At 50.7% G+C, this 13932-nt stretch carries 18 protein-coding genes; 10 read left to right on the top strand and 8 right to left on the bottom strand.

Annotated elements, in window-relative coordinates; translation table 11 throughout:
• Positions 1-148 precede the first annotated feature (148 nt).
• Positions 149-1924, top strand: a complete 1776-nt coding sequence (locus BLT35_RS10080; protein WP_074727799.1) for a copper amine oxidase N-terminal domain-containing protein — start codon at positions 149-151, stop codon at positions 1922-1924.
• 172 nt (positions 1925-2096) lie between these two features.
• Complete coding sequence (locus BLT35_RS10085) at positions 2097-2582, top strand: hypothetical protein (RefSeq protein WP_074727801.1); 486 nt, start codon at positions 2097-2099, stop codon at positions 2580-2582.
• Positions 2583-2634: 52 nt separating this feature from the next.
• Here BLT35_RS10085 and BLT35_RS10090 read toward each other — a convergent pair whose 3' ends face one another.
• Positions 2635-3585: an SPL family radical SAM protein gene (locus BLT35_RS10090; RefSeq protein WP_254777536.1), complete on the bottom strand. Its 951-nt coding sequence runs from the start codon at positions 3583-3585 to the stop codon at positions 2635-2637.
• Positions 3586-3696: 111 nt separating this feature from the next.
• Between BLT35_RS10090 and BLT35_RS10095 the strand changes: the two genes are divergently transcribed.
• From BLT35_RS10095 to BLT35_RS27895, 3 genes are all read left to right on the top strand, one after another.
• Positions 3697-3975 carry an alpha/beta-type small acid-soluble spore protein gene (locus tag BLT35_RS10095; protein ID WP_074727804.1) on the top strand — a complete coding sequence of 93 codons (279 nt, stop codon included), beginning with the start codon at positions 3697-3699 and terminating at the stop codon, positions 3973-3975.
• 186 nt (positions 3976-4161) lie between these two features.
• Entirely contained in the window at positions 4162-5445 is a 1284-nt protein-coding gene (locus tag BLT35_RS10100) for a sensor domain-containing diguanylate cyclase (RefSeq protein WP_074727806.1), read from the top strand.
• 59 nt (positions 5446-5504) lie between these two features.
• A complete protein-coding gene (locus tag BLT35_RS27895) occupies positions 5505-5762 on the top strand; it encodes a transposase (protein ID WP_074727808.1) in 258 nt (85 codons plus the stop codon).
• 198 nt (positions 5763-5960) lie between these two features.
• On the opposite strand, the gene BLT35_RS27530 is transcribed toward BLT35_RS27895, so the two are convergent.
• Positions 5961-6089 (bottom strand): DUF6254 family protein, encoded by a 129-nt coding sequence (locus BLT35_RS27530; protein WP_235594236.1) that lies wholly within the window; start codon positions 6087-6089, stop codon positions 5961-5963.
• Between the two features lie 213 nt (positions 6090-6302).
• On the opposite strand from BLT35_RS27530, the gene BLT35_RS10110 reads away from it, so the two are divergent.
• The gene (locus BLT35_RS10110; protein ID WP_175471976.1) at positions 6303-7484 is read left to right on the top strand and encodes an MFS transporter; all 1182 of its coding nucleotides are present in this window, start codon (positions 6303-6305) and stop codon (positions 7482-7484) included.
• A gap of 106 nt (positions 7485-7590) precedes the next feature.
• On the opposite strand, the gene BLT35_RS10115 is transcribed toward BLT35_RS10110, so the two are convergent.
• Positions 7591-7776, bottom strand: a complete 186-nt coding sequence (locus BLT35_RS10115; protein WP_062407055.1) for a hypothetical protein — start codon at positions 7774-7776, stop codon at positions 7591-7593.
• A 173-nt stretch (positions 7777-7949) separates the two neighbouring features.
• Here BLT35_RS10115 and BLT35_RS10120 point away from each other — a divergent pair, with 173 nt between their 5' ends.
• Complete coding sequence (locus tag BLT35_RS10120; RefSeq protein WP_054819055.1) at positions 7950-8468, top strand: DUF2062 domain-containing protein; 519 nt, start codon at positions 7950-7952, stop codon at positions 8466-8468.
• Positions 8469-8498: 30 nt separating this feature from the next.
• On the opposite strand, the gene BLT35_RS10125 is transcribed toward BLT35_RS10120, so the two are convergent.
• Complete coding sequence (locus tag BLT35_RS10125; protein ID WP_062407057.1) at positions 8499-8930, bottom strand: MarR family winged helix-turn-helix transcriptional regulator; 432 nt, start codon at positions 8928-8930, stop codon at positions 8499-8501.
• Between the two features lie 111 nt (positions 8931-9041).
• Here BLT35_RS10125 and BLT35_RS10130 point away from each other — a divergent pair, with 111 nt between their 5' ends.
• On the top strand, positions 9042-9269 hold the full coding sequence (locus BLT35_RS10130; RefSeq protein ID WP_074727815.1) for a DUF2642 domain-containing protein: 228 nt from the start codon (positions 9042-9044) through the stop codon (positions 9267-9269).
• Positions 9270-9467: 198 nt separating this feature from the next.
• Positions 9468-9785 carry a hypothetical protein gene (locus BLT35_RS10140; RefSeq protein ID WP_074727817.1) on the top strand — a complete coding sequence of 106 codons (318 nt, stop codon included), beginning with the start codon at positions 9468-9470 and terminating at the stop codon, positions 9783-9785.
• Positions 9786-9993: 208 nt separating this feature from the next.
• On the opposite strand, the gene BLT35_RS10145 is transcribed toward BLT35_RS10140, so the two are convergent.
• On the bottom strand, positions 9994-10620 hold the full coding sequence (locus tag BLT35_RS10145) for an FMN-dependent NADH-azoreductase (RefSeq protein WP_062407061.1): 627 nt from the start codon (positions 10618-10620) through the stop codon (positions 9994-9996).
• A 129-nt stretch (positions 10621-10749) separates the two neighbouring features.
• A complete protein-coding gene (locus BLT35_RS10150; protein ID WP_054819058.1) occupies positions 10750-11007 on the bottom strand; it encodes a hypothetical protein in 258 nt (85 codons plus the stop codon).
• A gap of 272 nt (positions 11008-11279) precedes the next feature.
• Here BLT35_RS10150 and BLT35_RS10155 point away from each other — a divergent pair, with 272 nt between their 5' ends.
• A complete protein-coding gene (locus BLT35_RS10155) occupies positions 11280-11945 on the top strand; it encodes a tetratricopeptide repeat protein (protein WP_054819059.1) in 666 nt (221 codons plus the stop codon).
• Here the strand turns inward: BLT35_RS10155 and thiO are convergent.
• Positions 11940-13097: a glycine oxidase ThiO gene (gene thiO / locus BLT35_RS10160; RefSeq protein ID WP_074727819.1), complete on the bottom strand. Its 1158-nt coding sequence runs from the start codon at positions 13095-13097 to the stop codon at positions 11940-11942. The two genes, BLT35_RS10155 and thiO, sit on opposite strands and share 6 nt — an antisense overlap.
• Complete coding sequence (locus BLT35_RS10165; protein WP_062410830.1) at positions 13094-13738, bottom strand: thiamine phosphate synthase; 645 nt, start codon at positions 13736-13738, stop codon at positions 13094-13096. Before BLT35_RS10165 ends, thiO begins: the two co-directional genes overlap by 4 nt.
• Between the last annotated feature and the right edge of the window lie 194 nt (positions 13739-13932).

Consider the following 13932-nt stretch of genomic DNA (forward strand, 5'->3'; position numbering starts at 1 on the left):
CAAACACCAGAAAGGGGCGCTGCCAATTAGAACAATCGTTGGCTGTGCTCCTTTTTTTTGTATTTTTGGGTAAATATACTGCAACCTGCATCTCCCTGGATACGTCTAATGAACAAGAAAGGCAATCCGGGATGATAGGGGACTGGGTATGAAGAGTAAACAAATGCTTGCTTGGATAACCTTGCTGGGCTTACTGATTCCCGCATCAGCACAAGCGGACGCTCCGGCGTCTTCAGCAGCCGTTCATTTGAATGGGAAAAACTTGAAGCTGCAGCATGCGCCGATCGAAGAAAAGGCCGGCTTTCTCATTCCTCTGCGTGAAGTGCTGGAGGCGTCCGGATGGAAGATCACCTGGTACGATGAGGATCAGACTATTACGGCAGAGAAGCAAACCGGAAACCAAAATCATTCGTTGAAGGTCAGTATCGGTTATAGCCGCGGGGCCTTTAATGGAAATATGCTCGATCTGCCCGTCCCTCCGAGGTTGGTGGACGGAACCGCTTACCTTCCGGCAACCGCCCTGCAGCATTTGGATATGAAGCTGGATTGGGATGAAGCCAAGCGCGTCCTGATCATTGAAGAGGCTCCGGAAGCGCGAACATTCGTATATTTGAACGGAAGCCGGTATGAGGGTGAATTGTTCGGAGGTGTGCCGAACGGTCGGGGAAAGCTGTACAGCGCGGAAGGTCGTTTGATTTATGAAGGGGAAATGGCAAACGGGCTCGCTCACGGCTCAGGAAAGCTGTACAACAAAGACGGAACACTACAATACAGCGGCAGCTTTAAACATGACCAGTTTCATGGATGGGGTAAGGCGTACAGAGCTGACGGTACGCTGGAGTACGCGGGAATGTTTTCTTACGGAGAACGAACACCGGGGGGCTTTTCCTATCTAAGCAACGGAATAAAATGGGTTCCGGACCGGGAGGCGCCAGCCTTATCACAGCGGAAAACCGTTATTTATCCGAACGGAGTCATGTTTACCGGCACCTTCTCGGGAGGTCGGGCAGAGGGGGAAGGCAAGCTGGCGTCCCTGTTCGGGGAGGTCATTGCAGAAGGAATATGGAAGGAAGGGCGATTGGAGACGGAAAGCGGTTCGTCGACGAGATTGGCATCCGTATCGGACAGCGTTTATTACAGCCTGACCACGCATTCTACCAAACTGCGGCGTTATGTAAGCGAAGCCCATGGGTTTGACGTGCAGCTTCCGGACGTTTGGCTCGGCAAGCCGCTTGAGATAAAGGAAGGTCCGGATGAAGTCTCGTTTTTTTATATTTCGCCATCCCAGCCTGATCGGAAGGCACTTCTGTTTACCATCAAGCAGTATACGGAGAAGGAATGGCCGGGGACAGGGACGGCTGTCCGTTTGCGGGAGCATAACGGTTGGGTTTACGGGTATGCGATAGAGAGTGGAGGGGCGGATTTGCCTGCAGAGGAAGCAGCCGATGCTACAGCGATGCGAGAAAGTTCCGGACAATTACTCGAAGGCTTCCGGCTGATCCGTCCGGATGTTAGCGTAAGCGCAGAGGATCTTAAACGGCCGGATAAAGAGCTGTGGGAGAAGTTTGCGCATATCGAAAAGTGGACTCTGCAAACGGCCGGGATTTATCCTGAAGGTGTATGGTTGAACGAATGCGATAAGCAGCTGGTCACAAGCAGGCTTCAGGAAGTGTATGATCCCGCAATGGCTGAACGGATGTTTGCCAACCAGAACAGACCGGTAGACGGAGGCTATGAACCCATTCCGATCGGCTATGTATCCATCGCCATGATCGAAGATGACTTGAGAGTGAAGCGGGAACAGGATTCAGCCGAAAATCGGCTTCGCATGACGATAGCCGGCGATGATGTCGAGGTCATGTACACACTGGATTCAGCCACCCGCAAAATTGTGGATTATCAAGTAATCAGGTCCAACTATTAAGCGAGTGGGAAAAACCTTTTGGATCATCGCCCAGGCCTGTCCCGGTTCTCCGATATAGTGGTTGAGCGTGCTTGGGCGGGCTGTCAAATCCTCGCAAAGCTGAACTTGTATAGCATCTGCCGTACGGATGAATACTTACCTTAAGATGTCTGTATATTCTGAGGGAGGTATTATGAAAAAGCTTTATCTTTTGGCATCGATCTTACTGCTGTTCTTTGCAATCCATCCTGTTCAAGCCAAGAGCGTTGTACCCTATGAAGAACAATGGCAGAGTACGGATGATACCGGCAGGTATGAGGCCAACAGGTATAGATCGGGCAGAGGCTCTTATACGGGCGGAAGAACCGGGGGAATTGCGCCCGGCACGGGAACCGCTCCAAGGACGCCCGGCGATTATGCAAGAAACAACCCCAGAACCGCCGTTCCCCCCGGAGGAGGCGCAGCGGCCCCCAGACCAGGAACCGGCTTGGGCGGATGGTTCGGCGGATTGGCTGCCGGCGCTATCCTGGGCAGTATTCTGAATCCGTTCGGCTTCTTTGGCTGGGGGTACGGGTTCGGTACGCCGTACGGCATATTCTCGATTCTCGGGCTGCTGTTTTGGGGAGCGATTTTGGTTTTTGCGTACCGCTGGTTTAAGCGGGCGATGAGAAACAGTTAGCCCATCCATGGCGTCACGCAATCAAGGCGAAGCAGCGTTCCGGTTAACTCATCTAGTCGAATGTAAAAGATAATTGGACAGGCTCGGACGATGTTGGATCAAGGTCCGCCGGTCCGCCGTTTTCTTGAAGGAACGGCCGGTAAGCGGGCACGCGATATTTTTGCAGCAGCGCATGAAGCCGGTCCATGATTTCAGTTCTGTACTGCTTTGGAGCGTATGGAGAGCGGCTGTATAGCTTCGCAAAGGGTTCCAGCATTTGGGGATAATGCTCGCGCAGCGTACCGAAAAACCATGACTTCACGGCATTCGTGTTCAGCCGGAGCACCGATCCCATAATAAAATGAGCACCCGCCTCGGACGAATTCTTAACGACTTGTTCCATTGAACCCGGGCCATCCGTCAAGAAGGGAAGGATTGGCGCCATAAAAATGCCGGCTTCCACACCTTCCCCGGTTAAGCGCTCTAAAGCTTCCAGCCTTCGCTGCGGCGAGGGAGTCATGGGTTCAAAATGACGCCACACTTCCTTATCCAATGTGTTCAGACTGATGTTGACGGAGCTGCCGGTAAGCTTCTTGAGGATATCCAGATCGCGCAAAATCAACGGGGAACGGGTCGTAATGCTGACTGGAATCCGGTAAGCCGCAAGCACTTCCAGACATTGGCGGGTGAGCAGCATACGGCTTTCGAGCGGTTGGTAAGGATCCGTTGCCGTGCCGATGGCCACTTTGCCCAGCTTTCCCCGTCCGTTTTTTGAGCGGAGCATGCGTACAACCTGAGCTTCGAGAGCCTCGCGGGCATTGTTTTTATATAAAATATGATGCTGAAACGTATCATCCGCATCCATGCCCAGAAACGAATGAGTGGAGCGGGCATAACAGAAGCTGCAGCCGTGCTGGCAGCCGCGGTAAGGATTAATAGACCAGTCAAACGGCATGGATGGGGCTTTAACCGGATTCAGCACCTGCTTGGCATGAAGCGGTTCAAAGGTTGTTGGCAAAGCCACTTTAACATCCATCCTTTCACCTGAAATAGGAATATATGTTCTATAAACGAATTATAAAACGGAACATTTGTTCTGTCAAACTTACTGACGAAAGAAAGGAGCCATAACAAGATGGTGAGAAGAAGAGGGAGAAGGCCTCTTGTACCGGGGGCTGGACATGGATTGGATATGCTTAAGGCGGAAGTGATGCAGCGTGCAGGATATTCGGTGAGCCGGGACCGCCCCGATCTGGTGAAATACGAGGTGGCCCGTTCGTTAGGCGTTCCCTTGCAGACCGCGAATAACGGAAACCTATCCACCGAGGAGGCAGGCAAAATCGGAGGCCAGATCGGCGGACGTATGGTACGGGAAATGATCCGCATGGCCCAGGAGCAGTTGACGAAACGGTAACCGGGCCTTCAGAGCGTCTTCTGACGAGCAGAACGTCAGAAGGCGCAAGCAATGAAATGATGGGCCTTCCGGTTGACGGCCTATCTTTATTTTTTCTTTTTTTTACAATATTTGTTGAAAAAGAAATAATGAAATCTTATGATAGGACTATATATACTACAGTCTTGGACAAGGGAGGAGTTTTCCATGTACAAAGTATGGCGCAGACTCCTTCCGAAGCATCATTTTGGTTCCGATATAATTGAAAGTCTGACTCGCATGATTTTTATTCTGGGACTATTTTTTCTGTTTATGATCATATGGATCAATGGTTGCCTGAACCGATTGAATGAAGAAATCATGCAGTTGGAGAAAATTTCGAGACATGTGCTTATTTTGCAAAAAGCGTTTATCGATCAGGTAACCGCCCGGCAAAGTTATCATTTGACCGGAGACGCAGCGTTTTTGCAGTCTTTTGAGAGTTCATCATCGGACTACATACAATCGGTGAGGGAATTGCAAAACGCTGTCACCGCTTATCCTGAATTTCTCGAACCTATCCGGAAATTAGTAGAAGCGGGCATGCATTGGCAGGACAAATACGGATCACTGGAAGCCTTGAAAAATGGCAAAACATTGACGACCGGGGAGCTGCTCGAAGGAAAAACGATCGCCGATGATTTTCGCAACCGGTCCATGGAAATTTCCCGTATGCTTCACGCCAAGCAATCGGAAGTATCCAAAGCTTACACATCCGGGATTACAAAAATGTTGTATACGTCCATTGCCGTCTGTGCGCTGGTGATAGGCCTGGTCGTAACCGATGTGGTTCAGAAGCTGCGGCGGATTATCCGGCCGATCAAAGAGTTAAGCTCCGCTGTCGAAGGATATGCCCGGCAAAAGTTTGATGTGCCTGTGCCGTCCCTGAAAAAAAATGATGAGCTTGGCAAGCTTTTCGATCATATCGAACATATGCGGCTGATGCTGAAGGAGCATTTTGAACAGAGCCGGCGGCAGGTGTATCTGGACGGTTTAACCGGCATCGGGAACCGGCGTTACTTTGATGAATCTCTTGATTTGGCATTCGAACGGGCAACATCGGAGGGAGAGGCGTTCAGCCTGATCCTGATGGATATCGACCGGTTCAAATGGTTTAATGATACCTATGGTCATGCGGAAGGCGACAGGCTGTTGAGGCACGTTACCGGTATCGTGCAAAGAATGTTGCCGGATCATATGGTGTTCGCCAGATACGGAGGGGAAGAATTTGCGGTTATTGTCCCGGGGCTCGACATGAATGAAACGATGATCGTGGCAGAGATGCTGCGAAGCGAAGTGGAACGGCAAGCGCTGGATTCCTACCGGATCACGGCGAGCTTTGGCATCTCTTCTTTAAGAAAAGGCGATACGGCGGAAGCGCTGCTGGTGCGTGCGGATCAAGCGTTGTACGCTTCCAAAAAAAACGGACGCAATTGTGTTTCGGCAAGATAAAAAATCTAAGGACCCCACGGGCCTCGCCACGGTGGTATCCTCGGCTGTGTACGCCCAGCATGGGCGTCATCTCTAGGGTGAAAGTCCCGAACGGGGGCTGGCGAGCGTCTACCGTTAGCCAAGGGTCGGTGTTGAGTGCTTTAACCATCCTTGCAGAAATTGGGGATGTGACAAGATTTCTTTCTCCAAAGAAGCTAGCATGCTATGCCGGACTTGTGCCATCCGTTCATCAATCCGGAAAAACGCGTTATACGGGGAACATAACGAAAGAGGGCCGAGCAACACTGCGATGGATTCTGGTAGGGAGAGCGCCTTGACAAAAACCGACCTTAGGTTATGATTGGTTATTAAGCAAACCAGGGAAAATGCAGGCAGGGTCAAAAAACGAAAATGGCCCGGTCCAGTTTGTTATTGCCATTTTTCGATCCAAATCAAGCAATACATATTTTTTGAACAAGGGACTTGCACTTTTTCATAGGTGAGAGGACGGGGGTTAGCCGCCCTCTCTTACTCGGTTACTCTTTCGGATGTTCCGCATCGTATTCAGCCGAGTATTGTGCAAGAGACTTGATTTTACCGTGCGGCCGCTGAGTTTGCTTACGGATTTTCCATTGGTTTTCCTCACGTCGTTTGGAATGGCTCATCCCTTGTCAGCTCCTTTGCTTCACGTTAAATAAAGTGGTCTTGCTTTTTTAGCATGGCGGAGCTCAAGAGGTTTTATGCTTGACTAAATTTTCACGAGCCGGTACGCGCTGCCGCAAAGATGTTTGCTTTAAAACGCAGCTGCAAGTCAGATACAATCAAAAGAAGCTTAAGAACGGGTGGAGTAGATGAGGGCGTTTTTTTGGAACGGTTGTTTGTCGTATCTGTTGATCGGATTGGCCCATGTCATTATGGGATCTCTTCTTCCTGAAATGTTGGTTTACTATAACAAGGATTACAGCGATGGCGGTCTTCTGGTATCGTTTCAGTTCATGGGGTTTCTGATCGGTGTGCTCGCAGGCCCATGGTGCGCCCGACAGCTTGGGAAAAGGGGAGCTATCCTGATGTGTCTGTTCTGCCTGAGTGCAGCGCAGCTGGTCTTTTTTTCGCTGCCGGCCTGGGGGCTTGTGCTCGCCGTCGCACCCGTGGCCGGCTTCGGATTCGGAATGGTGGAGACCATTATCGGTGCTTTAGTGATTCAATATATGGAGGACAGTCAAAAAACGTCATCCATGGCAAGGCTGGAGGTATTTTTCGGCTTAGGCGCTCTATTGATGCCGCTTTTCTCTTCCGCCTTCATCGCCGCCGGCTGGTGGCGGGGCGCTTTCCTGAGCTTGAGCCTCCTTTCCGTGATCGTACTGGTTCTTTGGGCGAAGCTGCCTCTGGGCAGAATGCAGAGTTTGATGGGACGGCAGGACGGGGGACAGGCCGCAGAAGCCCGTACCCGGCTGAGAATGAGCGGCGGTTCCTGGACGCTGTTGATCCTGTTTTTACTTGTATTTGTGGTTTATGTAGGGACCGAGATGAGCGTGGCCAACTTCTTGCCGTCCATACTTGTTGAGAATGTCGGGGTTAAACCGGAGATCGGAGCACTCGGGGCAACCTGTTTCTGGGGCGCAATAACCGTCGGGAGATTATTTGCCGCTCAACTGGCGGAGAAGGTAGGCAAAACCCGTTATTTACTGCTCGGGTCTTTAGGAGGCGCCGTAATTTTGGCCGGATTTAACATGGCAAGCGGAGCAGCAGCCAGCTTTACGCTGATTCTGCTCCTTGGACTTGTGATGTCAGGCATGTTTGCCGTTGCGCTTGTTTATGCCAACGAGTTCTTCCGTGGAAGGGAGGAACGGATCACCAGCATGCTGATCGCGGCAGGCGGGGTTGGCGGCGCACTCGTTCCACTGCTGACGGGATGGCTTATGGAACGTCTGTCCATACAACAGGCCTTGTGGGCATTGGTTCTGTTCTATGCGCTGATGTTTGTTCTGGTGCTTCAAGCTTCGCGGTCGGTGGAAGGAAAAGACGGCTCATCGGCTTCGGCCCAAGACTCCGGGGGATAAGCAGGGCTGTTCCCCGATCAATCAAGCGAAGCGAACATTGGAGCGTATCTGATCATGCTTATTATGCAGTAAACAAAAAACGGCCAGCAGGGCCGTCTTCCGACATTCATTCATTTTTATTGTCATCTTGATTCAAATGCAAGTCTTCCAGCGTATACCGATGATTCCACAAAAATTCCATATCGTACTCCGTTGAATCGTTCGCAAGAAGTTGAAGTAAAACGACGATAAATCCAATGAGGATCGCTCCGAACAACGCCAACCACATCAGAAGCTGAATCGTATGGTACATACGGACACGCTCCCTTTCGGTTTTGTTGCTATTATCGTATGAACCGTTCCTCCAAGAGTTGATCCCGATGATGCGGAATTTATGATGGCTAATCCTTGTCAGCGGCCGAATGGGCGGCTATAATGGAAATGAACATCATAAAAAGGCTAAAACGAATAGGAGCCCGGTAAACCATGGCTCCTATTCGTTTTATCAGATCTTATGGAGACGGAATGATGAAATGGACAAGAAAATGGAGATTGACCCTGATCCGTCTGCTCCGGGTAAAATCGGCCGACCGTCATGTCGCCTTTGGACTTGTTGTCGGTTTTGTTCCGTGCTGGCTGCCTACTTTCGGCATAGGAGCCTTTCTTTCAGCCGCCCTCGCGCGCTTGTTTAAGGCCAGTGTAACGGCCGCTCTGGCATCCGCCGCCGTCGGTTCCGTTCTTTGGCCGGCCCTGTTCTACCTCAATTATAAAATCGGCGGGCTCGTATCTTTGCTCTTCAGCAGACATACTCCTGCGGAAATCGAAATCGATGAAGTGGAGTATATGGAAGCTGCAGAGAACGTTCAAAGCCGGGCACAGATAGGCATTGATTTTACAGTGGGCGCCTTGATCAACAGCGTCGTATTCTCTGTTATAGGCTACTATGTTATTCTGGCCATTCTCAACAGATACCGTGTACCGCTGCTTAATAAACTGCGTTCTTAAGTAATTCTTAGATGCGGCAGCGGCCAGCGGTTATAATATTTCTTCCCTGCTTAATATCTGTTTGAAAATGCGGGTTAAATGACGGACATCCTCTTCGGGTAAATCCCCGAAATAAGCCTCGACCACTCTCTTCTTATGAGCTCTCAAGGCTTCGATGACTTCCCGGCCTTTATCCGTAATCTCCATCATGACAACCCTGCGGTCTTCCTCCGACCGGGTTCTTTTGGCAAAGCCTCCGGCAATCAGTTTGTCGGATAACGTTGTAACGGCACCGGAAGTAATCCACAGCGCCTCGGCGATTTGGGACACCTTGAGCGGCCCGTCGCTATTCAATTTTTCCAAAATAATCGCTTGGGAAGCCGATACACCCTGTTCTTCAAATCGGGACCAGCTTGTTCTTATCCTGCGAAATAATTGTCTGAATGTTTCTTCCAACTCATATAAGTCTTGACGGCTTGTCATGGAATCCCCCTTCATTCACCGGTCTATATAAACTATTGTACCACGAATAGCCTAAATTCCCGAAGCATATGTGCAAGAGAATGTAAATGATATGAGGAGGATTTATACATAATGAACCAACCGCATGTCGTCCAGCCTCAGCCGGTATTTCAGGTAGACCCGTTCGTCGTCCAAGCGCTTCGAGCTGTCCTCGGCAAAAAGCTGGTGGTTGAGACGATCAGGGGGAGTGTTTCCGGAGACTTGAGGGATGTAAAGCCGGATCATGTCGTGGTGCAGCAAGCTGACGGAAAGCCGGTTTATGTCCGAATTTTCCAAATCGTCTGGAGCATGCCGGTATGAATCTGTCCATTCAAACACAAACCGTTTGCGTGAAACATGCGAACGGTTTTTGTAATGCGATGATGATCATCGACATTGTCCCCAAACTAATGACAGTTTCAAGACAATCGGAGAAGGCTGGTTGTATGGCCAACGTTTTCATGGTAATCTTGTGGTTGAAGCGCTGCATGTTAGGTCAACTTTGGGGAGTGAATCGCCTTGACATATGACTCCATATATTGGCTCATCCTGGGGGCCGGGTGTATTTTGACAGGTCTGGTAGGAATCGGCTCCATGATCAAAACCGGGAAGCTTCTTTGGTCTTTTTTGGCGGGAACTGCGGTTAACATGATCATTACATTTCCTGCCTGCTGGTGGTGGGCGTCGGTGTTTGCAGGACCGGATCACCATTTTTCACGCATGTTCGGCTTGTTCGGATTATTGATTTCGTTTGTAAACAACGAAGTGCTGCTGTTTTTCGCCCAATTCGTCATGAAAAAGAAAACGGGCGGAGAGCCTGCGTCCACCAAAGGATGACTTTCCCGGCTGTTTTGTAACAAAACTGTAATCTGTCTTTTATTTGATATTAATGTTGCCGGTCTATAATAAATATCGACCCCCTTTTTAATATATATCCCTTGACGGCCTGTAATCCAAACGATTACGGGTTATTTTTTTGCGCATAGGATAAAAAAGGCTCCGCGGCTCGGCGTACCGGACCGGGAGTCTTTTCGTTTGCGTATCCTTAGAAGGAAGCAGCCAGCTTGGAAGCTTGGTTCAGTCCTTCTTCCACGATGGATTGTGCGCGATCTGGGAATTGATTGTGTCCTTCGATAACCGTTACTTCAATATCTTTGATTCCGAAGAAGCCCATGATGGTTTTGACGTAATTAAGCGACATTTCCAATTGAGCCGCCGGACCTTCAGAGTAAACGCCGCCGCGAGCGTTAAGCAGGACTACCTTTTTGTCGCCGGCAAGTCCTACAGGGCCTTCAGCGGTATATTTGAACGTTTTACCTGCTTGGCAGAGGTATGTCAGGTATGTGATCAGCTGTGCAGGGACAGTGAAGTTCCACAATGGAAAAGCAATAACCACTTTATCAGCAGCCAGGAATTGGTTCAGATAGCGGTTAACGATGTCGGTCGCTTGCTTTTCTTCGGCAGTCAGCTCTATACCGTTAGCAAGCTTGTACATACCGGTCATGGAAGTGGAGTCGTAATAAGGAAGATTTTCCGCGAACAGGTCCAGCTCCGTAATTTGATCCGCCGGATGGGATTTTTTATAGCTCTCCAAAAAAGTATTGTACAGCTTTACGCTGATCGCCTGATCGGCAGGGCGGTCGTTCGCTTTGATAAATAATACATTAGACATGATGCAGCCTCCTTTAGTATGAAGAAATTAAATGTTCAACAACTTACTTAACGTAAGTATAATAAACCATGTCACTTACTAAAGTCAAGCGAATTATTTATATATAGCTCTTTGCCTCAAACCGGCTCCTTACTCTGCATCTTTGGTCAAAAATGTTCTTTCATTGGCATCCCAGCGAAAATTGGCAATGAAGAATCCGACGATACTAAACACCACGAGACGAATTGTAAACCATGATCCGTTGAAAGACTGTTGGGAGAACCATTCGACAGCCGTAAAGAGAAAGGTCAGCAGCAGTCCCCAGGTCACTACTCCGTAATACATTACATATTTCGCTTTTCCCATTTGCCTTGTTTTCCGCCATTTGCCGGCTTGTGCTTTATTCATATTCCTTCGGTCCTCCTGATCGGCTTGCCTTATAAGCTCATCCATTCGCGACCCATTCACCGAATTCCTGCATGTTCAGAGAACGTTCACAGGTAAGCCGGGTAATTTTAAAATGTTTTGCCGTTTCTTTTATCATTATTCCATATCATGCTTATACTGCAAAATAAAGGGTTTTGGGATGGCGGATCGCGCCAGCGTTCGTGTATTGTTCACTTTACAGCAAAATATGGTACAATCGGCTAAAATGATATGAAGGCAGGAAGTGATGAAGAATGGGCAAATTATTGATTTTTTCCTTGTTGTGGTGGGTTCTGGGCAATCCTTTTGTGGCCATTATTGTGGTTATCATCCTTTTTTATTTGCTGGATCGCCGCTTTATTGGAATGACACCGAGCGTGCTCAAGCCTCTCAAGAGATCGCGGCGCTTGTCGAAGCTTAAAGAGGAGCTTCGCCTGAGTCCGCACCATACATCGACCAAGCTGGATATTGCCAGAATCTATATGGAACAAAAAAAATACGCTGCTGCGCTTGAACTGCTGGATCAGGTAGGCGAGGTCATGGAGGATTCTGCGGATGTGCTGAGCGAGAAGGGAATCTGCAAACTGAAGCTCGGAGCGGTGGAAGAAGGAGAGCGTTTGATCCTGCAGGCGGTGCAGCTGAATCCCAGGGTAAAATACGGCGATCCTTATCTTAAACTGGGCGAAGCCTTCGCGGATACGGATGCAAAGAAAGCGATTGGATATCTGGAACGGTTCCGTGAGGTGAATTCCTCCTCTTGCGAAGCGTACTATTTGCTAGGTCAATTATACCGCAAGTTAGGCAGAGAAGAAGAAGCCCGCCGGTCGTTCCGCGAGGCGGTAGAACTGTACCGGGGGCTTCCGAAATACAAACGGCGCCATGAACGCCGTTGGGCGCTGCTTGCCCGTTTGAAATCATAATGATGCCGTTGCTTTTGCGGAATCTCTCATTGGCGAGAAGGGCTTGAGATCCTCAAGAGGCTTGTCTCCTGCCGCGATCTGAGCAACAATTCTGCCAGTGACCGGAGCAAGCAGAATCCCGTTTCTATAATGACCTGTGGCGAAAATCAATCCGGGAAGCTCACTGGTTTCGCCGAGATACGGCAGCCCGTCACGTGTCCCGGGGCGCAGACCTGCCCAGGAGCTTATAAATTCGGCCTCTTCTATTCGCGGCAGCAGCGCGGCCGCTTTGCCGTGAAGCTCGGCTATGGCCTTTACGGTGACTTGCTTATCGAAACCGGCTTCCGCTTGCGTCGCTCCGATGATATAGCTGCCGTCCAGCTTCGGTACGATATAGCAGCCATGAGTAAATACGGTTGAACGGATGATCGGAGCTCCCGTTTTGACCGATATGCATTGTCCCTTTACGGGGAACATATCAAGCTTGATGCCCAGCGGCCCGGTCAATGCCGGACTCCAGGCTCCGGAAGCAAGCACGACGATGTCGGCATACAGGGGGCCCTCCGAGGTTTGAACGCCGCAGATGCGTCCGGTGCCGGGCTCCGTCAGCAGCTTGAATACGGGCGTCCATTCGCGGATGCGGCAGCCTTGCCGTACAATGGCTGCGCCAAGTGATTTGGCGAGCCAGACCGGATGGACCTGGTGATCGGCGTGAAAATGTAATCCTCCCCGCACTTCAGCGGAAAGCTCTGGCTCTATCCGCCGCATGTCCTCCGGCTTCATCCAGTCGGCGTTCTGAATCCACGACAGACGGCTGCGAAGCTCAAGCTCGTCTTCTTCCGTCAGGGCGGCGCGAAGTATTCCCTTACCGATGTATTGTGCCGTTACGCCGCCGATCTGCTCAAGCTCATCGATCCAGGCTTTATATATCTCCTGGCTTTGGCGGCAAAGCTCGTAGAACGGACCGGGCTGATGTATTTCCACCTGGGCCCCGAGCATACCTGCGGCGGCAGTAGACGCTTCCTGATGAATAGCCCCTTTGTCGAGAAGGGTGCAGGCATAACCGGCCTTGGACAGTTCGAAGGCCGCTGCACAGCCGATGACGCCTCCTCCGATAATGATTGCGGTGGGGGCCGATGTCCTGCCGCCGGTTTGTTGTGCTGCCGTGCTCATGTAAATCCTCTCCTTGGTTTGTGCTTGGTCCGATCAAGCGCCTCACGGTAAGCGTATACTTGTCCGACAGGGTCAGAGTGCAGCAGGACGGAAGACAGTACAGCTACGCCTGCGGCACCGGTGGACAGAACGTCGTCCACGGTCTGCGGCTCGATGCCTCCGATGGCGATGACCGGCACGTTTGCGGCAATCACAGTTTGTCTCAGGACGGCAATGCCTTTAGGGGGGATTCCCGGCTTCGAGCCCGTAGGGTAGACATGGCCGAAGATGACGTAATCCGCGCCTTGGAGGGATGCTTCCGCCGCTTCATTGGCAGAATGCACAGAACAGCCGATAGTCATGCCTGTCGGGGCGATAGCCCGTGCCTCTGCAGGCGACAGACTGTTCCCAGTGAGCTGCACCCCGTCCGCCGAGGCTGCAAGCGCAGCGTCCATACGGTCGTTCAGCACTACCTTTGTTTGAGGGAGCAGGGGCTTCAGCATCGCGTGCCATTGCACAAGCTCGTGTGCGCTCCGGTGCTTCTCGCGTATATGCAGCACATCGATGAACGACACAGGGCACCGCTTCAGAATCGCGGCAACCTCTTCGAGCTCTTGCCGTCCCGTGGTGATGATGTGCAGCGCATGCAGTCTACTGATCATCAAAGATCGGACCCTTTCCTTAACTCTTTCGTTAACTTCATCATAACGCTTTCGCTTTGACGGCGTCAAAGCGTTTATTCCAGTTGTCATAAAATGATCACCAAACGAAACAACCCCGTCCCCCCGGGCTTCTTGACGGTAAACCGACGGAAGACTAAACTTAAACTGAGGTAAATTCTAGACACTGCGTATTA

The sequence above is a fragment of the Paenibacillus naphthalenovorans genome (assembly GCF_900099895.1).
Classification (GTDB): Bacteria; Bacillota; Bacilli; order Paenibacillales; family NBRC-103111; genus Paenibacillus_G; species Paenibacillus_G naphthalenovorans.

Excerpts from the sequence above, each read along its gene's own strand:
- BLT35_RS10085 (WP_074727801.1), top strand. The coding sequence starts at position 2,097 with ATGAAAAAGCTTTATCTTTTGGCATCGATCTTACTGCTGTTCTTTGCA.
- BLT35_RS10165 (WP_062410830.1), bottom strand. The coding sequence starts at position 13,738 with ATGATCAGTAGACTGCATGCGCTGCACATCATCACCACGGGACGGCAA.
- BLT35_RS10130 (WP_074727815.1), top strand. The coding sequence starts at position 9,042 with ATGAACCAACCGCATGTCGTCCAGCCTCAGCCGGTATTTCAGGTAGAC.
- BLT35_RS27530 (WP_235594236.1), bottom strand. The coding sequence starts at position 6,089 with ATGAGCCATTCCAAACGACGTGAGGAAAACCAATGGAAAATCCGTAAG.
- BLT35_RS10080 (WP_074727799.1), top strand. The coding sequence starts at position 149 with ATGAAGAGTAAACAAATGCTTGCTTGGATAACCTTGCTGGGCTTACTG.
- BLT35_RS10155 (WP_054819059.1), top strand. The coding sequence starts at position 11,280 with ATGGGCAAATTATTGATTTTTTCCTTGTTGTGGTGGGTTCTGGGCAAT.
- BLT35_RS10120 (WP_054819055.1), top strand. The coding sequence starts at position 7,950 with ATGGCTCCTATTCGTTTTATCAGATCTTATGGAGACGGAATGATGAAA.
- BLT35_RS10125 (WP_062407057.1), bottom strand. The coding sequence starts at position 8,930 with ATGACAAGCCGTCAAGACTTATATGAGTTGGAAGAAACATTCAGACAA.
- thiO (WP_074727819.1), bottom strand. The coding sequence starts at position 13,097 with ATGAGCACGGCAGCACAACAAACCGGCGGCAGGACATCGGCCCCCACC.
- BLT35_RS10115 (WP_062407055.1), bottom strand. The coding sequence starts at position 7,776 with ATGTACCATACGATTCAGCTTCTGATGTGGTTGGCGTTGTTCGGAGCG.
- BLT35_RS27895 (WP_074727808.1), top strand. The coding sequence starts at position 5,505 with ATGGGCGTCATCTCTAGGGTGAAAGTCCCGAACGGGGGCTGGCGAGCG.
- BLT35_RS10100 (WP_074727806.1), top strand. The coding sequence starts at position 4,162 with ATGTACAAAGTATGGCGCAGACTCCTTCCGAAGCATCATTTTGGTTCC.
- BLT35_RS10150 (WP_054819058.1), bottom strand. The coding sequence starts at position 11,007 with ATGAATAAAGCACAAGCCGGCAAATGGCGGAAAACAAGGCAAATGGGA.
- BLT35_RS10145 (WP_062407061.1), bottom strand. The coding sequence starts at position 10,620 with ATGTCTAATGTATTATTTATCAAAGCGAACGACCGCCCTGCCGATCAG.
- BLT35_RS10095 (WP_074727804.1), top strand. The coding sequence starts at position 3,697 with ATGGTGAGAAGAAGAGGGAGAAGGCCTCTTGTACCGGGGGCTGGACAT.